Annotated in this window: 21 protein-coding genes and 3 pseudogenes; 14 read left to right on the top strand and 10 right to left on the bottom strand. The window is 71.1% G+C overall.

The window, feature by feature from the left end; genetic code table 11:
* Window positions 1-36: 36 nt before the first annotated feature.
* The 5 genes from ABCR94_RS25515 (at window position 37) to ABCR94_RS25495 (ending at window position 4,985) form a co-directional block, all read left to right on the top strand.
* Window positions 37-1,482: an NAD(P)H-hydrate dehydratase gene (locus ABCR94_RS25515; RefSeq protein ID WP_347122365.1), complete on the top strand. Its 1,446-nt coding sequence runs from the start codon at window positions 37-39 to the stop codon at window positions 1,480-1,482.
* Window positions 1,483-1,558: 76 nt separating this feature from the next.
* Window positions 1,559-2,722 (top strand): alanine racemase, encoded by a 1,164-nt coding sequence (alr, locus tag ABCR94_RS25510; protein ID WP_521977776.1) that lies wholly within the window; start codon window positions 1,559-1,561, stop codon window positions 2,720-2,722.
* 148 nt (window positions 2,723-2,870) lie between these two features.
* Window positions 2,871-4,106, top strand: coding sequence for an alpha/beta fold hydrolase (locus tag ABCR94_RS25505; protein ID WP_347122364.1), 1,236 nt, complete (start codon window positions 2,871-2,873; stop codon window positions 4,104-4,106).
* A complete protein-coding gene (gene tsaE / locus ABCR94_RS25500; protein ID WP_347122363.1) occupies window positions 4,078-4,683 on the top strand; it encodes a tRNA (adenosine(37)-N6)-threonylcarbamoyltransferase complex ATPase subunit type 1 TsaE in 606 nt (201 codons plus the stop codon). The genes ABCR94_RS25505 and tsaE overlap by 29 nt, the downstream gene beginning before the upstream one ends.
* A 128-nt stretch (window positions 4,684-4,811) precedes the next feature.
* Window positions 4,812-4,985: a hypothetical protein gene (locus tag ABCR94_RS25495; RefSeq protein ID WP_347122362.1), complete on the top strand. Its 174-nt coding sequence runs from the start codon at window positions 4,812-4,814 to the stop codon at window positions 4,983-4,985.
* Between the two features lie 28 nt (window positions 4,986-5,013).
* Here the strand turns inward: ABCR94_RS25495 and ABCR94_RS25490 are convergent, their stop codons facing one another.
* Window positions 5,014-5,592, bottom strand: a complete 579-nt coding sequence (locus ABCR94_RS25490; RefSeq protein WP_521977773.1) for a hypothetical protein — start codon at window positions 5,590-5,592, stop codon at window positions 5,014-5,016.
* A 153-nt stretch (window positions 5,593-5,745) separates the two neighbouring features.
* Here ABCR94_RS25490 and tsaB point away from each other — a divergent pair, with 153 nt between their 5' ends.
* Genes tsaB through ABCR94_RS25470 form a run of 4 tightly spaced genes read left to right on the top strand, consistent with a single transcriptional unit; the run spans window position 5,746 to window position 8,315 of the window.
* Window positions 5,746-6,399, top strand: a complete 654-nt coding sequence (tsaB, locus tag ABCR94_RS25485; protein WP_347122360.1) for a tRNA (adenosine(37)-N6)-threonylcarbamoyltransferase complex dimerization subunit type 1 TsaB — start codon at window positions 5,746-5,748, stop codon at window positions 6,397-6,399.
* 17 nt (window positions 6,400-6,416) lie between these two features.
* Entirely contained in the window at window positions 6,417-6,920 is a 504-nt protein-coding gene (rimI, locus tag ABCR94_RS25480; RefSeq protein WP_347122508.1) for a ribosomal protein S18-alanine N-acetyltransferase, read from the top strand.
* Entirely contained in the window at window positions 6,913-8,052 is a 1,140-nt protein-coding gene (tsaD, locus tag ABCR94_RS25475) for a tRNA (adenosine(37)-N6)-threonylcarbamoyltransferase complex transferase subunit TsaD (protein ID WP_347122359.1), read from the top strand. Before rimI ends, tsaD begins: the two co-directional genes overlap by 8 nt.
* Window positions 8,049-8,315 (top strand): hypothetical protein, encoded by a 267-nt coding sequence (locus ABCR94_RS25470; RefSeq protein ID WP_347122358.1) that lies wholly within the window; start codon window positions 8,049-8,051, stop codon window positions 8,313-8,315. The genes tsaD and ABCR94_RS25470 overlap by 4 nt, the downstream gene beginning before the upstream one ends.
* Here ABCR94_RS25470 and ABCR94_RS25465 read toward each other — a convergent pair.
* Window positions 8,299-8,442 (bottom strand): hypothetical protein, encoded by a 144-nt coding sequence (locus tag ABCR94_RS25465; RefSeq protein WP_347122520.1) that lies wholly within the window; start codon window positions 8,440-8,442, stop codon window positions 8,299-8,301. The two genes, ABCR94_RS25470 and ABCR94_RS25465, sit on opposite strands and share 17 nt — an antisense overlap.
* Before the next feature lie 308 nt (window positions 8,443-8,750).
* Here ABCR94_RS25465 and ABCR94_RS25460 point away from each other — a divergent pair, with 308 nt between their 5' ends.
* Window positions 8,751-9,869, top strand: coding sequence for an IS630 family transposase (locus ABCR94_RS25460; protein WP_347116969.1), 1,119 nt, complete (start codon window positions 8,751-8,753; stop codon window positions 9,867-9,869).
* A gap of 31 nt (window positions 9,870-9,900) precedes the next feature.
* Here ABCR94_RS25460 and ABCR94_RS25455 read toward each other — a convergent pair whose 3' ends face one another.
* Complete coding sequence (locus tag ABCR94_RS25455; protein WP_521977857.1) at window positions 9,901-11,109, bottom strand: class I SAM-dependent methyltransferase; 1,209 nt, start codon at window positions 11,107-11,109, stop codon at window positions 9,901-9,903.
* Window positions 11,110-11,218: 109 nt separating this feature from the next.
* Here ABCR94_RS25455 and ABCR94_RS25450 point away from each other — a divergent pair, with 109 nt between their 5' ends.
* From ABCR94_RS25450 to groL, 3 genes are all read left to right on the top strand, one after another.
* On the top strand, window positions 11,219-12,139 hold the full coding sequence (locus tag ABCR94_RS25450) for a polysaccharide deacetylase family protein (RefSeq protein WP_347122356.1): 921 nt from the start codon (window positions 11,219-11,221) through the stop codon (window positions 12,137-12,139).
* An 892-nt stretch (window positions 12,140-13,031) separates the two neighbouring features.
* Window positions 13,032-13,340 (top strand): co-chaperone GroES, encoded by a 309-nt coding sequence (gene groES, locus ABCR94_RS25445; RefSeq protein WP_077796719.1) that lies wholly within the window; start codon window positions 13,032-13,034, stop codon window positions 13,338-13,340.
* A 104-nt stretch (window positions 13,341-13,444) separates the two neighbouring features.
* Window positions 13,445-15,061, top strand: a complete 1,617-nt coding sequence (groL, locus tag ABCR94_RS25440) for a chaperonin GroEL (RefSeq protein ID WP_347122355.1) — start codon at window positions 13,445-13,447, stop codon at window positions 15,059-15,061.
* A 90-nt stretch (window positions 15,062-15,151) separates the two neighbouring features.
* Here the strand turns inward: groL and ABCR94_RS25435 are convergent, their stop codons facing one another.
* From ABCR94_RS25435 to ABCR94_RS25410, 6 genes and pseudogenes are all read right to left on the bottom strand, one after another.
* A complete protein-coding gene (locus ABCR94_RS25435; RefSeq protein ID WP_347122354.1) occupies window positions 15,152-15,847 on the bottom strand; it encodes an ester cyclase in 696 nt (231 codons plus the stop codon).
* A 63-nt stretch (window positions 15,848-15,910) separates the two neighbouring features.
* A pseudogene (locus ABCR94_RS25430) lies at window positions 15,911-16,633 on the bottom strand (hydroxyacid dehydrogenase); the annotation flags it as partial.
* Window positions 16,632-17,021 (bottom strand): annotated as a pseudogene (gene tnpA, locus ABCR94_RS25425) (IS200/IS605 family transposase); the annotation flags it as partial. The pseudogenes tnpA and ABCR94_RS25430, both read right to left, overlap by 2 nt.
* Window positions 17,000-17,215, bottom strand: a pseudogene (locus ABCR94_RS25420) (DNA-binding transcriptional regulator); the annotation flags it as partial. The pseudogenes ABCR94_RS25420 and tnpA, both read right to left, overlap by 22 nt.
* A gap of 73 nt (window positions 17,216-17,288) precedes the next feature.
* The gene (locus ABCR94_RS25415) at window positions 17,289-18,062 is read right to left on the bottom strand and encodes an SDR family NAD(P)-dependent oxidoreductase (RefSeq protein ID WP_347122353.1); all 774 of its coding nucleotides are present in this window, start codon (window positions 18,060-18,062) and stop codon (window positions 17,289-17,291) included.
* A 113-nt stretch (window positions 18,063-18,175) separates the two neighbouring features.
* Window positions 18,176-18,844 carry an MOSC domain-containing protein gene (locus ABCR94_RS25410; protein ID WP_347122352.1) on the bottom strand — a complete coding sequence of 223 codons (669 nt, stop codon included), beginning with the start codon at window positions 18,842-18,844 and terminating at the stop codon, window positions 18,176-18,178.
* Window positions 18,845-19,013: 169 nt separating this feature from the next.
* Between ABCR94_RS25410 and ABCR94_RS25405 the strand changes: the two genes are divergently transcribed.
* Window positions 19,014-19,910, top strand: a complete 897-nt coding sequence (locus ABCR94_RS25405) for a LysR family transcriptional regulator (protein ID WP_347122351.1) — start codon at window positions 19,014-19,016, stop codon at window positions 19,908-19,910.
* Between the two features lie 50 nt (window positions 19,911-19,960).
* Here the strand turns inward: ABCR94_RS25405 and ABCR94_RS25400 are convergent, their stop codons facing one another.
* Window positions 19,961-20,347: a WhiB family transcriptional regulator gene (locus tag ABCR94_RS25400; protein ID WP_347122350.1), complete on the bottom strand. Its 387-nt coding sequence runs from the start codon at window positions 20,345-20,347 to the stop codon at window positions 19,961-19,963.
* Between the last annotated feature and the right edge of the window lie 63 nt (window positions 20,348-20,410).

Here is a 20,410-nt window from a genome sequence, read left to right as displayed (position 1 = left end):
GGCCGTTGAAGGGTGAGTTGTCGAGGTGAGTTTCTGATGCGTCGTGCGTACAGCGTGGAGACCGTACGGACCGCCGAGCGCGAGCTCATGGCGCGGCTCCCGGAGGGCGCCCTCATGCAGCGGGCCGCGGCCGGGCTCGCCGCGGCCTGCGCGGGGCTGCTTGGGCGGGTGTACGGGGCCCGGGTCGTGCTGCTCGTCGGGAGCGGCGACAACGGCGGCGACGCGTTGTACGCGGGGGCGCGGCTCGCGCGGCGCGGTGCGGGGGTGGCGGCCGTGCTGCTTGCCCCCGACCGGGCCCACGCGGGCGGGCTCGCGGCGCTGCGGGCGGCCGGGGGGCGGGTGCCCGGGGATCCGTATGCCGCCCTCGCACGCGCCGACCTCGTCGTCGACGGCATTACCGGGATCGGCGGGCGGGGCGGGCTGCGCGAGGACGCGGTGGCGCTGGTGCGGGCCGCGCAGGCCGCGCGGGGTACGGGCGCGGTGCTGGTCGCCGTCGACCTGCCGAGCGGGGTCGAGGCGGACACCGGGCAGGTGCGGGGCGTGTGTGTGCGGGCCGACGCGACGGTCACCTTCGGTACGTACAAGCCGGGGCTGCTGATCGACCCGGCGCGGGAGTACGCGGGCGCCACGCACCTGGTCGACCTCGGGCTCGATCTGCCGGTCGAGGCCGACGTGGAGGCGTTGCAGCACGCGGACGTGGCGGCGCTGCTGCCGGCGCCGGGTGCGGAGAGCGACAAGTACCGGCGCGGTGTCGTCGGCGTGGTGGCCGGGTCGGCCCGGTATCCCGGTGCGGCGGTGCTTGCGGTGGCCGGGGCACTGCGCGGCGGGGCGGGGGCCGTGCGGTACGTGGGGCCCGGCGGGGACGCGGTGATCGCCCGTTACCCCGAGGTCCTGGTGCACGCGGGGCCGCCGTGGAAGTCGGGGCGGGTCCAGGCGTGGGTTGTCGGGCCGGGGCTCGGTGACGACGCGGAGGGCGTCGTCGGAGATGTGCTGGCGTCCGACGTGCCCGTCCTGGTGGACGCGGACGGGCTGCGCCCGCTGGACCCCGCGACAGTGCGGGCCCGCAGCGCGCCGACGCTGCTCACTCCGCACGCGGGGGAGGCGGCGGCGCTGCTCGGTGTGGCCCGCGAGGAGGTGGAGTCGGCGCGGCTGGTCTCGGTGCGGGAGCTGGCCGCGATGTACGGGGCGACGGTGCTGCTCAAGGGCTCGACGACGCTGGTGGCTCCGGCGGGCGGTGTGGAGGGCGCGCCGGTCCGGGTGAACCCGACCGGGACGCCCTGGCTGGCGACGGCCGGCAGCGGTGACGTCCTGTCGGGCCTTGCGGGCGCGTTGCTGGCGGCGGGGCTGGATGCGGTGGACGCGGGGTCGGTGGCGGCGTATCTGCACGGGCTGGCGGGCCGGCGGGCGGCGGCCGGGGCGCCGGTGGCCGCGCATGATGTGGCGGCGGCGTTGCCGGGGGTGTGGCGGGGGGTGGTGGGCTGAGGGGGGGGGCGGGTCGCCGGGAGACTCGGCCTCCGGGTCGGCAGGGGTGTCGTAGGGCTCTGAGACACTTGGCGCGATGACCGCGATGACCCAGACCCCCATGCGCGTCCGCGCCGAGATCGACCTGGCCGCGCTGCGCGCCAATGTGCGTGCTCTGCGTGCCCGTGCGCCCCATGCCCAGCTCATGGCCGTGGTGAAGTCGGACGCGTACGGGCACGGCGCGGTGCCCTGCGCGCGGGCGGCCCTCGATGCCGGGGCGACCTGGCTGGGGACCGCGACGCCTCAGGAGGCGCTGGCCCTGCGCGCCGCCGGGTTCGACGGGCCGTTGCTGTGCTGGCTGTGGACGCCGGGCGGGCCCTGGGGCGCGGCCGTCGAAGCGGGGATCGACGTGGCCGTCAGCGGGATGTGGGCGCTCACGGAGGCCGTGGACGCCGCGCGCGCGGTCGGTCGTACGGCGCGGGTGCAGCTCAAGGCCGACACCGGACTCGGGCGCAACGGGTGCCAGCCCGCCGACTGGCCCGAGCTGGTGCGCCACGCCCTCGCCGCCGAGGCGGAAGGCACGGTCAGGGTCACCGGCCTCTGGTCGCACTTCGCCTGCGCCGACGAGCCGGGCCATCCGTCGATCGCCGCCCAACTGGCCCTGTTTCAGGAGATGGTGGCGTACGCCGAGAAGGAGGGCCTGACCCCCGAGGTGCGGCACATCGCCAACTCCCCGGCCACGCTCACGCTCCCCGAGACACACCTCGACCTCGTGCGCACCGGGATCGCCATGTACGGCGTCTCGCCGAGCCCCGAACTGGGGACGTCCGCCGACCTCGGGCTGCGGCCCGTGATGACGCTCGCCGCGTCCGTGGCACTGGTCAAGCAGGTTCCGACGGGTCACGGCGTCAGTTACGGGCATCACTACGTCACGGACCGCGCGACGACGCTGGCCCTGATCCCCGCCGGGTACGCCGACGGCATCCCGCGTCACGCGTCCGGCACCGCACCCGTGCTGGTCGGCGGCAAGTGGCGGCGGATCGCGGGCCGGGTGGCGATGGATCAGTTCGTGGTCGACCTCGGTGCGGACGGCGACACGCTGGAGGCGGGCGCCGAGGCCCTGCTGTTCGGCCCCGGCGACCGGGGCGAGCCGACGGCCGAGGACTGGGCGCGGGCGGCGGACACCATCGCGTACGAAATTGTCACGCGCATCGGATCGCGGGTTCCGCGCGTCTATGTGCATGAGGACCCCGACAGCTAGAGCCAGCTAGAGCCAGCTAGAGCCAGCTAGAGCCAGCTAGAGCTAGAGAGAGCTAGAGAGCCAGGCAGCCAGGCAGTCAGTCGGTCGACCGGGCAGTCGGTCGACAGGATCAGCCGAAAGCCGGTCCCAGAGCTAGGAGAACGGCACCGTGGGCGAGAGCAGCGCGCCGAGCGTGGTGGAGGTGGCGGTCGAGGCGGTCACCGCTGCCGCCGCCGGCAACTGGCGTCGGGCGGGTGTCGCCGGCGCCGCGATTGGCGTGGTCGCGGCGGGCGCCGCGGCCGGTGTCGCGATCGAGCGGCTGACCGTCGGCCGGGGCCTGCGCAAGAAGGCGCGGCTCGCGCTCGATTCGGCGGGCCCGTACGGCTCGCTGCGTGGCATGCCGGGACGGGTCGTCGCTGACGACGGCACCGAGATCTACTACGAGGTGGACGAGGTCGAGCCGGACGGCGGCGCGTCGGCCCCGCGCAAGCGCCGGCTCTTCGGACGCAAGGACCCGGCCTCGGTCACGGTCGTCTTCAGCCACGGCTACTGCCTGAGCCAGGACTCCTGGCACTTCCAGCGTGCCGCGCTGCGCGGAGTGGTGCGTACGGTCCACTGGGACCAGCGCAGTCACGGCCGCTCGGCGCGCGGTGTGGCGCAGGCGCAGGGTGTGGCGGTCACCATCGACCAGCTGGGCCGCGACCTCAAGGCGGTCATCGACGCCGCCGCACCCGAGGGGCCCCTGGTCCTGGTGGGTCACTCGATGGGCGGCATGACGATGATGGCCCTGGCCGACCAGTACCCCGAGCTGATCCGCGAGCGCGTCGTCGGTGTCGCCTTCGTCGGTACGTCGTCGGGGCAACTCGGCGAGGTCAACTTCGGCCTGCCGGTCGCCGGGATGAACGCCGTGCGCCGGGTGCTGCCGCGCGTATTGAACGCGCTGGGCGCGCAGGCGGAGATCGTCGAGCGCGGCCGGCGGGCCACCGCCGACCTCTTCGCGGGCCTGATCAAGCGCTACTCGTTCGGCTCGAAGGACGTCGACCCGGCGGTCGCGCGGTTCGCGGAGCGGCTGATCGAGGGGACGCCGATCGATGTGGTCGCCGAGTTCTACCCGGCCTTCCTCGACCACGACAAGACCCAGGCGCTGGAGATCTTCGCCGAGGTGCCGGTGCTCGTGCTGGCGGGCGACAAGGACCTGGTGACGCCGAGCGAGCACAGCGAGGGCATCGTGGACCTGCTGCCCGACTCCGAGCTGGTGATCGTCCCGGACGCCGGGCACCTCGTCATGCTGGAGCATCCCGAGGTGGTCACCGACCGGCTCGCGGACCTGCTGGCCCGCGTGGGCGCCGTACCGGCAGCCGCTAACGTTGGTTCGTATGGAACCACCGCACAGCCCGGCCGCTGACGCCGGATCCACGGACGCGGCGGCCGTCACCGCCGCCCTCACCGTCAAGTCGCCCGACCGGATGCAGGAGTTGGGCCGCAGCCTCGCGAAGCTGCTGCGCCCCGGCGACCTGGTGATGCTCACCGGCCGGCTCGGCGCGGGCAAGACGACGCTGACGCGCGGCCTCGGCGAGGGGCTCGGCGTGCGCGGCGCCGTCACCTCGCCGACGTTTGTGATCGCGCGGGTCCACCCGCCGCTCGGTGACGGTCCGGCGCTGGTGCATGTGGACGCGTACCGGCTGAGCGGCGGGCTCGACGAGATGGAGGACCTCGACCTCGACATCTCGCTGCCGGACTCGGTGATCGTCGTGGAGTGGGGCGAGGGCAAGGTCGAGGAGCTGTCCGAGAACCGGCTGCATGTGGTCATCGGCCGGGCCATGGGGGACACGGGTACCGACACGGGTACCGACGCGGACAGTGACGCGGACAGTGACGCGGACAGTGACCCGGACAGCGACTCGGACGACGTACGCGAGGTGACGCTGACCGGCGTCGGAGCGCGTTGGGCCGGGGAGGACCTGGCGGCTCTGGGGGTCTGATTCTCCCGTACGTTCCGACAAGCCGTCGGGAAGATGTTGCGTCGGCGGCACCGGGCATGGTCACATGGGTACCGAGACATGGTTAGGTCTACCTAACCAGGCCTGCTCCCGGAGCCCAGGAGACATCCATGACGACTTCAGATCGCGAAGCGCCACGGCCTCTGTCCATGCGTGACCTGCTCGCCTCGTGCGCGGCGGCCACCGCAGTGTCCACCCCGCCGACACCCGGGCGTGCGGAGAGCGAAGAAGCCCCGCGCCCCGCACCGGCCACGCAGGCCGAGGAGCGGTGCGACGCGGCGTAAGCCGGTCCAGGCAGGCCGGCAGGCCGGACTACGGTACGACGACGACCTTGGCGCCCACGGTCGCGAAGGACCACATCGCGTTGCCGTCCGCCCGCTTCATCCGGACGCCACCCGTCTTGGTGGCCGGGTTGGGCGTCTGCATCGTCCCGTCGACCGCCGAGCTGAAGCCGATCGACACATTCTCGACGTTCGTGAACCGCACGACGTGCTCGATCTGCACCCCGTCCGAGCCGGTGACGGCCCCCGAACGTGAGGTCACCCGATAGGTGCCGGGCGGCGGGCTGACCGTGCTCGGCATGACCTCGAAGGTCTGCGGCTTCTGTCCCGGCTCGCCCACCAGCCACACCCGCTTGTCGCCGAGCGCGTAGACGACCCGTACGCCCGCGCCCGACTGGGCCGGGACCGCGAGCGCGCCCTTGCTCTTGTCCTTGCCGGTGGCCTTCTCCTTGGGGGAGGCGCTGACCGACGGGGAGCTGCTGGGCGCCGCGAGGTTGGCGGGTACGTTCGCCGACGCCTGGTAGGCGAGGAAACCGACGGCCGCGAGGGCCGCCGCGGTGAGCCCGGCCACGATTCCCGAGCTGCTCCTTGCCACCTTGCTCCACCTCATGTTCGTGAGCGACCAGCGCTCGTATTCGCGCTCATATTCGTACGGCGCGCGGCTTTGGGGTGACGTTAGCAGCAGGCGGCGGGAGCCATGGGACGCCGTGCTACGGGTGTCAGGCCGGACACCCCACCCGTGTGCGGGCCGTAGGCTGTTTGTGTGCTCCTGCTCGCCGTTGATACCGCCACGCCCGCCGTCACCGTAGCCCTCCACGACGGTCGCTCCGTCGTCGCCGAAGCCGATCAGGTCGACGCGCGCCGGCACGGGGAGCTGCTGCTGCCCACCGTCGACCGGGTGCTCACCGAGGCCGGTCTGAAACTCGCTGCCGTGACCGGTGTGGTGGTGGGCGTCGGACCCGGCCCGTACACCGGGCTGCGCGTCGGCCTCGCGACGGCGGAGATCTTCGGTCTCGCCCTGGGAGTGCCGGTGCACGGGCTGTGCACGCTGGACGGCCTCGCGTACGCGTCGGGGCTGACCGGGCCCTTCGTGGTGGCGACGGACGCGCGGCGCAAGGAGGTCTACTGGGCGCGGTACGACGACGCCCGCACCCGCGTCTCGGAGCCCGCCGTGGACCGGCCCGCCGACATCGCCGACGAGCTCGCCGGACTGCCGGTGGTCGGCGCGGGGGCGCTCCTCTACCCCGATTCCTTCCCCGACGCGCGCGGCCCCGAGCACCAGTCGGCGGGCGCGCTGGCCTCGCTGGCCGCCGGGATGCTGGCGGCGGGGCAGGAGTTCCTGCCGCCGCTGCCGCTGTATCTGCGCAGGCCCGACGCGCAGGTGCCCAAGAACTACAAGGTGGTCACCCCGAAGTGACCGCGGTGCTGCGCGAGATGCGCTGGTGGGACATCGACGCGGTGCTCGCCCTGGAGCATGAGCTGTTCCCGGACGACGCATGGTCGCCGGGCATGTTCTGGTCGGAGCTCGCCCATGCGCGCGGGCCGCGGGCGACCCGCCGCTATGTGGTCGCGGAGGCGCCCCACGAGGACGGCGCGAACGGCAGGCTCGTCGGGTACGCCGGTCTTGCCGCCGTTGGCGGACTCGGCGACGTACAGACCATCGCTGCCGCCCGCGACCAGTGGGGGACCGGGCTCGGTGCCCGGCTGCTCACCGATCTGCTGGGCCACGCGACCGCCTTCGAGTGCACCGAGGTGCTGCTCGAAGTACGCGTCGACAACAAGCGCGCACAGAAGCTGTACGAGCGCTTCGGCTTCGAGCCGATCGGCTTCCGGCGCGGCTACTACCAGCCGGGCAACGTCGACGCGCTCGTGATGCGACTCACCGACCCGGGAAACCCGGCGAACCCCGTACAAGGAACCGAGATTCACCATGGCTGACGAACCGCTCGTCCTCGGCATCGAGACCTCCTGCGACGAGACCGGTGTCGGCATCGTCCGCGGCCACACGCTCCTTGCCGACGCGATCGCGTCCAGCGTCGACGAGCACGCGCGCTTCGGCGGGGTGGTCCCCGAAGTCGCCTCGCGGGCCCATCTGGAGGCGATGGTCCCGACCATCGAGCGCGCGCTGAAGGAGGCCGGGGTCGCGGCCTCCGACCTGGACGGCATCGCGGTCACGTCCGGCCCCGGTCTCGCGGGCGCGCTGCTCGTGGGCGTCTCGGCGGCGAAGGCGTACGCGTACGCCCTCGGCAAGCCGCTGTACGGCGTGAACCATCTGGCCTCGCACATCTGCGTCGACCAGCTGGAGCACGGGCCGTTGCCCGAGCCGACGATGGCGCTGCTGGTGAGCGGCGGCCACTCGTCGCTGCTCCTTGCCCCCGACATCACCTCGGACGTACGGCCGCTGGGCGCGACCATCGACGACGCGGCGGGCGAGGCCTTCGACAAGATCGCGCGGGTGCTTCAGCTGGGCTTCCCCGGCGGTCCCGTCATCGACCGGCTCGCGCGCGAGGGCGACCCGAAGGCGATCGCCTTCCCGCGCGGTCTGACCGGGCCGCGTGACGCGCCGTACGACTTCTCCTTCTCGGGGCTCAAGACGTCCGTCGCCCGCTGGATCGAGGCGAAGCGCAAGGCGGGCGAGGACGTGCCGGTGCGCGATGTGGCGGCGTCCTTCCAGGAGGCGGTCGTCGACGTCCTGACCCGCAAGGCGGTCAGGGCCTGCAAGGACGAGGGCGTCGACCACCTGATGATTGGTGGCGGTGTCGCCGCCAACTCGCGGCTGCGGGCGCTCGCGGCGGAGCGCTGCGAGCGGGCCGGCATCCGGCTGCGGGTGCCCCGGCCCGGACTGTGCACGGACAACGGGGCGATGGTGGCGGCGCTGGGCGCGGAGATGGTGAAGCGCAACCGGGCGCCGTCGGACTGGGACCTGTCGGCGGACTCTTCGCTGCCGGTCACCGAGCCGCACGTACCGGGCCGTGGGCATGGGGGTGGCGATGGTCACGGTCACGGTCACGGCCATGCGCACAGTCACGATCACGTGCACGAGATCAGTAAGGACAACCTGTACTCATGACCGTCGCGCTGATGTGGGAGGCCCGCGCCGTCGACGGCAAGGGCCCCGAACTGCTGGAGTGGGTGCACGCCCAGGTGCTCGCGGCGGAGCCGGTGCGCCGCGAGCACCTGCGGGCGCCGCAGGACCGGGTGCTGGTCCTGACCTGGTGGGACGCGCCGTACGACGCGGATCTGCCCGAACTCCCCGAGCCCGCCGACCACTTGATCAGCCGGGCCGTGCACCGGTGGCGCTTCGAGTCGGTCGAGGTCAGCCCCGCCGCTTGATCACGGCTCCCTCGATGATCGCATCGAGCATGACGAACTCGGCTGTGCAGTAAGGGCGTTGGCTGCTGCTGCCGCCGCTGCCGGTGCTGCCGGGCTTCACGGACGAGGGGCTGCCCTGGGTGGTCAATGCCTACGCGCTCACCTTCGGCGGCCGGTTCATGCTCGGTGGCCGGATCGCCGACGTCGTCGGCCGCCGCCGCACCCTATTCAGCCCGTCCGGGGGTCTGGGGGCTTGGCCCCCAGTTCCGGGAAGGGGCGGGTGGGAGACAAGCCCGCCGCAGGCGCCCGCAGCCCTTGGTTGCCCGCATCCCTAGTGCGTTGGCCACGAACGTTCGCCGGGTCTGGCGACACGCTGATCGATGTTTAGGGTGCTGGGGTCGGTCGGCTTCACTCTGGATGCAACGTAGTTGTTGTTGAGGATGAGTGAGGTCGCAGATGGCAGAGCCGGTCAGGGCGCGACGGTTGACTGATCAAGAGGGGCAGAGGCTGCAGCAGATCGTTCGGCGGGGCCGCCACGAGTCCGTGCGGGTGCGTCGGGCACTGATCATCATGGCGTCGGCGTCGGGGACCACCGTGACGGCGATCGCGCAGTTGGTCGCCGCGCACGAGGACACAGTCCGGGACGTGATCCACGCGTTCAACGAGGAGGGCCTGGCCGCGCTGGACCCTCGGTGGGCGGGAGGCCGTCCCCGCCTGATCAGCGATGACGAACGCGAGTTCATCATCGCGACGGCCCGGACCCGCCCGGTCACGCTGGGACGTCCCTTCACGCACTGGAGCCTTCGCAAGCTCACCGACTACCTGGCCCGCAACCGGGTGAGGACGGTGAAGATCGGCCGGGAACGGCTGCGGCAGATCTTGCGCGAGAACGGGATCTCCTTCCAGCGGACCCGCACCTGGAAGGAGTCCAAGGATCCCGACAAGGACACCAAACTCGACCGCATCGAGCACGTGACCAGTCGTTTCCCGGACCGGTGTTTCGCCTTCGACCAGTTCGGCCCGCTGTCGATCCGCCCCTGCCACGGCTCCGGCTGGGCCCAGGAGAAGAAACCGGACCGGCTGCCGGCCACCTATCACCGCACCCACGGCATCCGGTACTTCCACGGCTGCTATTCCCTGGGCGACGACCAGCTGTGGGGAGTGACCCGCCGCCGCAAGGGCGGTGACCACAGCCTCTCGGCGCTGAAGTCGATCCGGGCCGCTCGCCCCGACGGCGCCCCTGTCTACGTGATCATGGACAACCTGTCGGCGAACAAGACCCCGACCATCCGGACCTGGGCGAAGAAGAACAAGGTCGAGTTGTGCCTGACGCCGACGAGCGCGTCGTGGGCCAACCCGATCGAGGCGCAGTTCGGGCCCCTGCGCAACTTCGTCATGGCCAACTCGAACCACCCCAACCACACCGTCCTCGCCCGCAAGCTCCAGGACTACCTGCGGTGGCGCAACGCCAACGCGCGGCACCCCGACGTCCTGGCCGCCCAGCGCCGCGAACGCGCCAAGGTCCGCAGCGAACGCCAGCAACGCTGGGGCCACCCACGCCCCAAGGCCGCATGACCAGACCCGGCACACGTTCGTGGCCAACGCACTAGCCGCCCGCCGTCACCGGATGCCCGATCAGGATCGTCGGGGCGCCCGCCACCCTTGTCAGGAACACCGTCGCGGAATTCCGCCCCTGAAGCTTCATCCGGCGCCGCAGCTCCTCCGGCTCGACCGCCGACCCCCGTTTCTTCACCGTCAGAATCCCGACCTGCCGCTCCCGCAGCAACGCCTTCAGCCTCTTCAGGCCGAAGGGGAGCTGGTCGGTGATCTCGTAGGCCGTGGCGTACGGCGTCGGATGCAGGCCGTCCGCCGTGATGTACGCGATCGTCTCGTCGATCAGGCGCCCGTCGACCTGCTCGGCGACCTCCGCCACCAGATGGGAGCGCACGACCGCGCCGTCCGGCTCGTAGAGGTAGCGGCCGACCGGGCCCGGTGCCGGGTCGGGCAGGCCGGTGCCGGTGAGGGTGTGCGGGCCGGGGAGGAGGGTGGCCCGGATCGTCCTGGGGGCCGTGCCGAACCAGAGCACTGCCTCCTTCACGTCCCCGCCGTCCGAGATCCACTCGGCCTCCGCGTCGTCGGGGACCGCCTCGTGCGGAACGCCCGGAGCGATCTTGAGTGCGGCGTGCGCGGGCGTACGGGCCGCCTCGATCGCCCAGGACAGCGGCGGGGAGTACGCCTCGGGGTCGAAGATGCGGCCCCGGCCGCCGCGTCGCGCCGGGTCGACGAAGACCGCGTCGTACGGGGAGGTGTCGATGCCGGTGACGTCCGCGCACCTGACCTCGATCAGGGCGGACAGGCCGAGCGCCGCCGCGTTCTCGCGGGCGACCTCGGCCGTCAGCGGGTCGCGGTCGACGGCCAGCACCGAGATCCCGGCGCGGGCCAGCGCGATCGCGTCGCCGCCGATGCCGCAGCACAGGTCGGCCACGCTCCGCACGCCCAGCGCGGTGAAGCGCTCCGCGCGGTACGTCGCGACGGCGGTGCGGGTGGCCTGCTCGACGCCGTTCGGCGTGAAGAACATCCGGTACGCGTCCTCCGCGCCGAATTTCGCCACCGCCCGCTGCCGCAGCCGTGCCTGGCCCAGCGCCGCCGAGACCAGCGCGGCCGGATGATCGCGGCGCAGCCGGGTCGCGGTGGCCAGTTCCTCGGCGGGGCTGTGGTCGCGGAGGGCGGTGAGCAGGGCGCGGCCCTCTTCGGTGCGCAGGGCGGTGAAGGATTCCAGGGCGTCGGGGGGATCGAGGGCGTTCACCCGGTCAATTGTGGGCCAGCCGGGGGACGGCGCGCGCCGCGTCGCGGTGTCGGCCGGGTCGCGGGCCCGCGCGCTGACAGGATCCAGCGCCATGCAACTAGTACGACAAAAAGAAGAAATGACAAGAAAGTGGGGCACGAGGCGCCGTAAGGGCCTGATGGCCCTGGCCCTGCTCCTGGTCACCGCGATCGGCTCCGGCTGCGCCACCAGCGACCCGGCGACAACGGGCCGGAAGGCGGCCAAGCCCGCCCCCGGCCAGCCGGGACAGGTGCTCCCCGCCGGGCCCGCGCGCTCGATCGCCGACTACGCCGAGGCGATCCGGCGCGCCCAGACCGCGCGGGTCGCCGCGGCCAGGAAGTGGCGCCTCGACAAGGTCCCGCTGGTCGCGCCCGCGCCGCCCGCGACGAAGCCGCGGATCACTACGCGCAAGGGCTTCGGGGCCGGACCCGGACTGCCACCCGTCTTCACCACCGTTCCGGTCAAGGAGCGGGTCGTCTTCCTGACGATCGACGACGGCGCGGAGAAGGACCCCGAGCTGCTGCGGATGATGACCGAGCTGGACATCCCGTACAGCGCCTTCCTCAGTGACTACCTGGCGCGCGGGGACTACGGCTACTTCAAGAAGATGCAGGACCGCGGTGTCTCCCTGCACAACCACACCCTCAACCACCGCTACCTGCCCGGCCTTTCCTACGCGCAGCAGAGGCGCGAGATCTGCGGTCAGCAGGACGTCATCAAGAAGCAGTACGGCAAGCGGCCCCCGCTCTTCAGGCCGCCGTACGGCAACTACAACGCCGACACCCTGCGCGCCGCCCGGTCCTGCGGCGTCAAGGCCGTGCCCCTGTGGGCCGCCGAGGCGTTTCCCGACCGGATGGAGTGGCGGGAGTGGGACCGGGACCTGCACCCCGGTGACATCGTCCTCACCCACTTCCGGGGCCGCGAAGACTGGAAGGGCTCAATGCCGGACATGATCCGTCGAGTCATGAAGACAATCACCGACAAGGGTTACGCCGTGGCCAAACTGGAGGACTACCTGTGAGACACGCGCACCGGCTGCTGACCGGACTTGTGGCGGCCGGTGCGCTCCTGCTCACCGGTGTGCGCAGTCCGTGGACCCGATCGAGCGGCTGGGGAGGAAGGCGGCACGCAGCGTGGCGCCGAAGGCGACCGCGCGGGCCGACGCGCCCCCCTCGGCTGTCCCCGCCCCGGCGCACGGGCGTTGGGGTGCGCCGGGGGCGGTTGCTCCGCACCCCGCGCCCCCGGTCGGTAAACCCGCACGCCCCTCCGTCGAGGACCGCGGGCGGCAGCCGGGGTGGGAGTCCGGGCGGGAGTCCCGGCCGCCGCTGTCCTGGCACCCGCTGCTGTCGCCACCGCTGCGGCACTGGTGGCCGGTGTCGCCACGGTCGTACGAGGGCGTGGACTCGGGGACATGGGGGATTCAGGTCATTCGGGGCGGCCCTCCCGGTAGCCGTCGCGCCCCAGGCCGGCCGCGATCAGGCGGATTCAGGCAGTTCACGAGGGCCGCGACCGGCTGGAAGCTCCCGGCGGACATGCCCGCACTGTCCTGCGGAACCGCACGCTCCTGTGGGGCGTTGTCCATATCGAGATCGCGGCGCGTCTCGTACCGCACCTCATACCGCGCCTCGAACCGCACCTCGCACCGCGCCCCGAGATCGAACCGCAGTGCGGTCGCGGGCCGGGGCTGCCGCCCGCAGCCCGTATCCGGCCCCGGCCGGACCCCGCTCGGCGGCTCTTGATTGGCACTCCGCTTGACCGAGTGCTAACCGCGTCATAGTCTCAGTTCTGGCACTCTCCGATGGTGAGTGCCAACAGTGCGACTGGCAGGTCCGGCTTCCCGCGACGACGGGCCCACCTGGTCGCCACCCCAAATTTGTTAACCCCGTGAGATCTCCGAAGGGGGAGACCGGATCGTGACGACAGCCAGTTCCAAGGTTGCCATCAAGCCGCTTGAGGACCGCATTGTGGTCCAGCCGCTCGATGCCGAGCAGACCACGGCCTCCGGCCTGGTCATTCCGGACACAGCCAAGGAGAAGCCCCAGGAGGGCGTCGTCCTGGCCGTGGGCCCGGGCCGCTTCGAGGACGGTAACCGCCTCCCGCTCGACGTCACCGTCGGCGATGTCGTGCTCTACAGCAAGTACGGCGGCACCGAGGTGAAGTACAACGGCGAGGAGTACCTCGTCCTCTCGGCTCGCGACGTGCTCGCGATCATCGAGAAGTAATTCACCGAAGCATCGCCTTTTGATCTGCGCCCCTGGCCTCCCTGCAATTGCCGGGCGGTCCGGGGCGCAGTTCGTGTGACGTTTGAGAGGAATGAACAGCTCCCATGGCGAAGATCCTGAAGTTCGACGAGGACGCCCGTCGTGCCCTTGAGCGCGGCGTCAACAAGCTTGCCGACACGGTGAAGGTGACGATCGGCCCCAAGGGCCGCAACGTCGTCATCGACAAGAAGTTCGGCGCCCCCACCATCACCAACGACGGTGTCACGATCGCCCGCGAGGTCGAGCTCGACGACCCGTTCGAGAACCTGGGCGCCCAGCTCGTGAAGGAGGTGGCGACCAAGACCAACGACGTAGCTGGTGACGGCACCACCACCGCCACCGTGCTGGCGCAGGCGCTGGTCCGCGAGGGCCTGCGTAACGTCGCCGCCGGCGCCTCCCCGGCCGCCCTGAAGAAGGGCATCGACGCCGCGGTCAAGGCCGTGTCCGAGGAGCTCCTCGCGACCGCCCGTCCGATCGAGGACAAGGCCGACATCGCCGCTGTGGCCGGGCTCTCCGCCCAGGACCCGCAGGTCGGCGAGCTCATCGCCGAGGCGATGGACAAGGTCGGCAAGGACGGTGTCATCACCGTCGAGGAGTCCAACACCTTCGGCCTGGAGCTCGACTTCACCGAGGGCATGGCCTTCGACAAGGGCTACCTCTCGCCGTACATGGTGACCGACCAGGAGCGTATGGAGGCCGTCCTCGACGACCCGTACATCCTCGTCCACCAGGGCAAGATCGGCTCGATCCAGGACCTGCTGCCGCTCCTGGAGAAGGTCATCCAGGCGGGTGGCTCCAAGCCGCTGCTGATCATCGCCGAGGATGTCGAGGGCGAGGCGCTCTCCACCCTCGTCGTCAACAAGATCCGTGGCACCTTCAACGCGGTCGCGGTGAAGGCCCCCGGCTTCGGCGACCGCCGCAAGGCCATGCTCGGTGACATCGCGACGCTGACCGGCGCCACGGTCATCGCCGAGGAGGTCGGCCTCAAGATCGACCAGGCTGGCCTGGACGTGCTCGGTTCCGCCCGTCGCGTGACCGTCACCAAGGACGACACCACGATCGTCGACGGTGGCGGCAAGAGCGAGGACGTGACCGGCCGGATCAACCAGATCAAGGCCGAGATCGAGTCCACGGACTCCGACTGGGACCGCGAGAAGCTCCAGGAGCGCCTTGCGAAGCTGGCCGGCGGCGTGTGCGTGATCCAGGTCGGCGCAGCCACCGAGGTGGAGCTCAAGGAGAAGAAGCACCGTCTGGAGGACGCCATCTCCGCGACCCGCGCCGCGGTCGAGGAGGGCATTGTCTCCGGTGGTGGCTCCGCTCTGGTGCACGCCGTCAAGATCCTTGAGGGCAACCTCGGCAAGACCGGCGACGAGGCCACCGGTGTGGCGGTCGTCCGCCGCGCCGCTGTCGAGCCGCTGCGCTGGATCGCCGAGAACGCCGGTCTTGAGGGTTACGTCATCACCTCCAAGGTCGCCGACCTCGAAAAGGGCCAGGGCTTCAACGCCGCGACCGGCGAGTACGGCGACCTGGTGAAGGCCGGCGTCATCGACCCGGTCAAGGTCACCCGCTCCGCGCTGGAGAACGCCGCGTCCATCGCGTCGCTGCTGCTCACGACCGAGACCCTGGTCGTCGAGAAGCCTGCCGACGACGAGGGCGACGCCGGTCACGGCCACTCCCACTGACGTCTGTGACGTCTGACGTCTGACGCGTCGTACGAAAGCCCCTGTTCCTGCCGCTCGGCGGCGGGAACAGGGGCTTCCTGCATTTCCGTTTCAGCCCAGCGCGCCGAGCTGCCGCATCAGGCCCACGGCGTCGAAGTGCCACCAGCCTTCCTGGATCATTCCGTCGTGGAAGCGGAAGACCGTGGTGCCGGTCATCTTGCACTGCTGGCCGGTGGGGGCGATGCCCATGAAGGTGCCCCTGTGGGTGCCGACCCAGGTCCACAACGTCACTACGTCGTCGCCTTCAGCGATCTGCCTGTCGAGGTTGAAGGTGAAGTCGAAGGCTTCGCGCCAGCCGGTCACGTCGCTGCGGATGACGTCGGACCCGACCACGGTCTCCTCTTCCTTCATGATGTCGTGGTCCTTGTAGTCGGCCGCGAACAGCTCGTCGATGACGTCGAGGTTGCCTCCGACGGCCACCTCGTGGAAGAAGCGGCGGGAGGCCGCAGTGTTCAGCTGCTCGTCGCGGACCACGTCGAGGTCGGTGAACGACGGCATCCCGTCACAGAGCGCCACCATCTCCTGGAAGATCTGGTCGGTCTCCGGCAGCTGGGAGTTCTTCATTGCCTCTTCGTACGACGGGAACTCGACGATCTCGACGAAGTGGGAACCGTCGGAGCGGTCCTTGCCTATGACGCTGTGGGTGGCGGTCCGCTTGCCTTTGGTCTGTTCGACCCACCGGTCCATGAGCTGGTTCATGCCGTCGAACCGCTCGGTCTTGTAGTCGACAATCTGTACGAATTTCATGGTGTCTCCCGGTGGTGGAGGTGATATGCCCATTTTAGTGAAGAATGCACCCGCGTGGGTAGGTTACGCAGAGTGATCCAGGGCCGCGGGGTGCACGGGGTCGGCGAAGGGAAGTCCAGCGGCGTAACGCTCCAGCTCGTCCAGGGACCGGTCGGCCATGCGGTGGAGCTCGTCGCCGAGCGAGCCCGCGATGTGGGGGGTCAGAAGGACGTTCGGGAGCTCGTACAACGGTGAGTCGGGCGGCGGCAGCTCGGGGTCCGTCACGTCCAGTACGGCGTTCAGGCGGCCGGGGACGAGTTCGGGGAGCAGGGCGGACTCGTCGATGAGGGAGCCGCGGGCGGTGTTGATCAGGGTTGCGCCGGTCGGCATGGCGGCGAGCCGGCCGGCGCTGATCATGTGGTGGGTCGCCGGGAGCTGGGGGGCGTGGACCGATACGACGGAGCTGCGGGCGCACAGGTCGTCGAGGCCGGTGAGCTCGACGCCCAGAGCCGCGGCCTCGGCGGGGGTGACGTACGGGTCGTACAGCAGAACCCGCAGGTCGAAGGGGCGCAGCAGCTCGATGACGCGGCGGCCGATGCGGGAGGCGCCGACGATGCCCACGGTGCGGCGGTAGTTGCCCGCGTCTTCGAGTTCGTGGTGCCAGTCGTGGTCGGTGCGCAGGGCGCGGTAGCGGTAGGCGGAGCGCAGGACGCGTTTGCCGGCGAAGAGGATCGCGGCGAGCGTGTACTCGGCGACGGGCAGGGCGTTGGCGGCGGCGGCCGACGTCACGGCGAGGCCGCGGTCCCAGCGGTGCGCCGCCGCAGGACCCTGCGAAGTACGACGGGGACCAGAACACAGGGCCCATGCCGATCTGGTTGATCCGGCCGGTGTACTCCGCCCGCAGGTACCGCGAGCTGACGCCCTTGAGGCTGTTGACCAGCTTGGACAGGGCGACCTTGGGCGGGTAGTGGACGAGCAGGTGCACGTGGTCACCTTCGCCGTTGAACTCGCGCAGCTCCGTGCCGAAGCTCTCGCACACGTCGTGCATGATCGTCTCGCAGCGCGTCAGCATCTCGCTGTTGAAGACCTCGCGCCGGTACTTGGTGACGAACATCAAGTGCGCGTGCAGGTGGTGGATGACATGGTTTCCCCGTCTGATTTCGGGGTCTCGGCGGGGTCGTCGGGACTCCGCCAGCCGGGCGCGACCAGCAGCCCCTCCGCGCCCGCTGCCAGCAGCCCCTCGGCGCCCGAACGGTCCTCCTCGGGGCGGTAGTCGGAGATCCGCAGGATCAGCCGCGCCCCGGCGCGCGCCGCGGCCTCGTGCGCCCCCCGGATCACCTCGGCGAAGTAGTACGTGGCGGAGGGGGCCAGCAGCCCGATGACCGGCCCCGCAGGTATTTTCGATCATTCGACGCCCATGGCCACCCATGGGCGGGCAGAGTGTGGGGAGGGGGGCCAGGGGCTACTGAGGTCCGTACTTGCGGCCGGTCCTGGAGCTGATCCCACCGAGCAGGCCACGCGGCGCCAGCTTCACCGCGCCCATCAGTGCCTTGTACCGGGGGTCGGGCACCGACAGGGTCTTCCCGCGCGCCAGGTCGCCCATCGCCGAGGACACCAGCTTGTCCGCGTCGAGCCACATCCAGTCCGGGATGTTGTCCGTCCCCATCCCGGCCCGCTCGTGGAACTCCGTCCGTACGAAACCGGGGCACAGCGCCATCAGCCGCACGCCCGACCCGGACAGGTCACGCGCCACGCCCTGGGTGAACTGCACGACCCACGACTTCGACGCGCCGTAAGTCCCGCGCGGTACGAAGGCCGCGACCGACGCGACATTGACGACTCCGCCCCTGCCCCGCTCCTTCATGCCGACGCAAGCCGCCGCGGTCAGCCGCAGCACGGCCTCGCAGTGCACCTTGAGCATGGTCAGTTCGTCGGCCATGGGTACTTCGAGGAAGCGCCCCTTGTTGCCGAACCCGGCGTTGTTGACCAGCAGATCCACCGGCTGCTTACGGTCCGACAGGCGCGCCTCGACCGCTGCGATCCCGTCCTCCGTGGACAGGTCGGCGGTCAGCACCTCCGCCTCGATGCCGTGCCGGTCGTGCAGCTCGGTCGCCTGCTCGTGGAGCCGCTTGGCGTCACGGGCCACCAGCACCAGGTTGTGCCCGTCCGTGGCGAGGCGCCGCGCGAAGGCGGCGCCGATGCCCGCTGTGGCTCCGGTAATCAATGCTGTCGTCATAGGGGGCACGTTAGTGCCCCGGGTGAGCGTCTAGGTCGCCCGCCCGACCTCGCCGGGCGCCGCTTCTCCCGCACTTCTCCGCGACCGCGAACCGACCGGCTCCAAGCCCCGGTTCAGGCGCCGTACTTGGCGGTGTAGTCCCGCGCCACGCGCAGCAGTCCTGACTCCATCCAATCGGCCGCCACCAGGGTGCTCGGCAGCAGCTCCCGGTCGGTCGTCGCGGCCCTGAACAACAGCGCGTTCGTGATGTCGTGGTCAGGACGGTGCACGATCTCGACCGGGTCTCCCGCGCGGAGCACGCCGGGCTCGATGACCCGCAGCAGTGCGCCGGTCGCCCCGGCCCGCGTGAAGCGCCTGACCCAGCCCTTCTCGCCGAGGAAGCCCGCGAACGTACGACAGGGGATGCGTCCGCCGGTGACTTCGAGCACCACGTCGGGGCCGACGCGCCAGCGCTCGCCCACGAGCGCGTTGGTCACATCAAGACCGGCGGTGGTGAGGTTCTCGCCGAACGAGCCGTTGGTGAGCGGGCGCCCGAGCTCCCGCTCCCACTCATCGAGGTCCTCGCGGGCGAAGGCGTACACGGCCCGGTCCGCGCCGCCGTGGAACCGCGCGTCGCACACCGTGTCACCCTCGACGCCGCTGCCTCCCGCCCCTGCGGTGCCGGGCACGAACACCCGTACCGGCCCGTCGACCGGCCGCTTGTCGATCCCGGACCTGCCGCCCGGGGCGTCGGTGTACCCGACGGTCCTCGCCGGCCCCGCGTTCACTGTCAGAACCTTCATGCCTTCATGCCCCTCGCGCCGTTCACGACCCCCGTGACGTCCACGACGTTCAGGACCTTCAAGACCTGCATGACCCTCATGACTTTCATGAGGGAACGCTAATGGCCCGACATTCAAAGTATCTACTCGATTTTGCCCGCCTACCCCAAGCGTCACTTATGCTCGGAGCATGATCGAGGCCCGTCATCTCCGTGTCCTGCGCGCCGTCGCGTCCACCGGCTCCTTCTCCGCCGCCGCGCGCGAACTGGGCTGCACCCAGCCGGCCGTCAGCCAGCAGATGAAGGCACTCGAAAGCTCCGCGGGCACCACGCTCCTCGTCCGGCTGGGCCGCGAGATGCGCCTCACCCAGGCCGGCGAGGTCCTGGTGCGGCACGCGGCGGGCATTCTCGCCGGGCTGACCGCAGCCGAGGAGGAGGTTGCCGCCATCGCGGGCCTGCGGGCCGGCCGGGTGCGCCTGGTCTCCTTCCCCAGCGGCAGTTCGACGCTGGTCCCCACCGCGCTGGCCGCCCTGCGCGCCGCCCACCCCGGCACGCGTGTCTCGCTGGTCGACGCGGAGCCCCCGCGCTCGGTGGAGATGCTGCGCGAGGGCGACTGCGATGTGGCGCTGGCCTTCCGTTATGGTCCCGGTGGCGCCACCGAGGACTGGGACGACCTGGTCGTACGCCCCCTGCTGACCGACCGTCTCGTCGGCCTGGTCCCCGAGGGGCACCGGCTCGCCGACGCCGGCCAGGTCGGCATCGGCGAGCTGGCCGACGAGGCGTGGATCGCCGGCTGCCCGCGCTGTCGCAGGCAGTTGATCGAGGTGTGCGAGAGCGCGGGCTTCGTACCGCGCATCGATTTCGCGACCGACGACTATCCGGCCGTGATCGGCCTGGTCGCGGCCGGGCTCGGGGTCGCGGTCCTGCCGGAGCTGGCCATGGAGTCCGTACGGCCCAAGGGTGCACGCACCGTGACGGTGGAGCCGGCCGTGCTGCGCGAGATCGTGGCGCTCACCCTTCCCGACCTGGCCCAGGTCCCGGCGGTCGCGGCCACGCTCGACCAGCTCGCGCTGGCCGCCGCCCGCTGAGCGGCACTGGGCGCCGCTGAGGCGTCGGGCGGCTGCGGGGTGCAGAAACGTTACTGCAGCCACCTGGCCGTGGCCGTGGTCGCGGTCGCCGTCGGGCCGGACCTCATGCTCGCGGCCCTCGTCGCCGCCGCTGTGGCCGGCGACGCCGAGATCAGGCGGTTGCGTGCCCGCCCCATGAGCTCCTCGCGCTCGTCCTCGGTCAGTCCGCCCCACACGCCGTAGGGCTCACGCACCGCGAGGGCGTGCGCCGCGCACTCCGCGCGTACCGGGCATCTCATGCAGACCTCCTTCGCCGAGGTCTCGCGCGCACTCCTGGCCGCGCCGCGCTCCCCCTCCGGGTGGAAGAAGAGCGAGCTGTCCACTCCGCGGCAGGCCGCGAGCAGCTGCCAGTCCCACAGATCGGCGTTGGGTCCGGGAAGGCGGGAGAAATCTGCCATTGCTTGTCCCCTTGCGTCTGGTCGCGCCGGACTGAGCTTTCATCCGCTTGTGCAAGTAGATGT

Origin of the sequence: Streptomyces changchenzhani, from assembly GCF_039766235.1 — a bacterium.
In the GTDB taxonomy this organism is placed as follows: Bacteria; Actinomycetota; Actinomycetes; order Streptomycetales; family Streptomycetaceae; genus Streptomyces.
This window is presented reverse-complemented; position numbering and strand designations above follow the sequence as displayed.

What these genes read in the sequence shown, in the direction of transcription:
- ABCR94_RS25415 (WP_347122353.1), bottom strand. Translation starts at nt 18,062, where the DNA reads ATGACGACAGCATTGATTACCGGAGCCACAGCGGGCATCGGCGCCGCC.
- ABCR94_RS25460 (WP_347116969.1), top strand. Translation starts at nt 8,751, where the DNA reads ATGGCAGAGCCGGTCAGGGCGCGACGGTTGACTGATCAAGAGGGGCAG.
- tsaD (WP_347122359.1), top strand. Translation starts at nt 6,913, where the DNA reads ATGGCTGACGAACCGCTCGTCCTCGGCATCGAGACCTCCTGCGACGAG.
- rimI (WP_347122508.1), top strand. Translation starts at nt 6,417, where the DNA reads ATGCGCTGGTGGGACATCGACGCGGTGCTCGCCCTGGAGCATGAGCTG.
- ABCR94_RS25410 (WP_347122352.1), bottom strand. Translation starts at nt 18,844, where the DNA reads ATGAAGGTTCTGACAGTGAACGCGGGGCCGGCGAGGACCGTCGGGTAC.
- ABCR94_RS25450 (WP_347122356.1), top strand. Translation starts at nt 11,219, where the DNA reads ATGACAAGAAAGTGGGGCACGAGGCGCCGTAAGGGCCTGATGGCCCTG.
- groL (WP_347122355.1), top strand. Translation starts at nt 13,445, where the DNA reads ATGGCGAAGATCCTGAAGTTCGACGAGGACGCCCGTCGTGCCCTTGAG.
- tsaE (WP_347122363.1), top strand. Translation starts at nt 4,078, where the DNA reads ATGGAACCACCGCACAGCCCGGCCGCTGACGCCGGATCCACGGACGCG.
- ABCR94_RS25515 (WP_347122365.1), top strand. Translation starts at nt 37, where the DNA reads ATGCGTCGTGCGTACAGCGTGGAGACCGTACGGACCGCCGAGCGCGAG.
- ABCR94_RS25405 (WP_347122351.1), top strand. Translation starts at nt 19,014, where the DNA reads ATGATCGAGGCCCGTCATCTCCGTGTCCTGCGCGCCGTCGCGTCCACC.
- ABCR94_RS25490 (WP_521977773.1), bottom strand. Translation starts at nt 5,592, where the DNA reads ATGAGGTGGAGCAAGGTGGCAAGGAGCAGCTCGGGAATCGTGGCCGGG.
- alr (WP_521977776.1), top strand. Translation starts at nt 1,559, where the DNA reads ATGACCGCGATGACCCAGACCCCCATGCGCGTCCGCGCCGAGATCGAC.
- ABCR94_RS25400 (WP_347122350.1), bottom strand. Translation starts at nt 20,347, where the DNA reads ATGGCAGATTTCTCCCGCCTTCCCGGACCCAACGCCGATCTGTGGGAC.
- ABCR94_RS25495 (WP_347122362.1), top strand. Translation starts at nt 4,812, where the DNA reads ATGACGACTTCAGATCGCGAAGCGCCACGGCCTCTGTCCATGCGTGAC.
- ABCR94_RS25435 (WP_347122354.1), bottom strand. Translation starts at nt 15,847, where the DNA reads ATGAAATTCGTACAGATTGTCGACTACAAGACCGAGCGGTTCGACGGC.
- ABCR94_RS25470 (WP_347122358.1), top strand. Translation starts at nt 8,049, where the DNA reads ATGACCGTCGCGCTGATGTGGGAGGCCCGCGCCGTCGACGGCAAGGGC.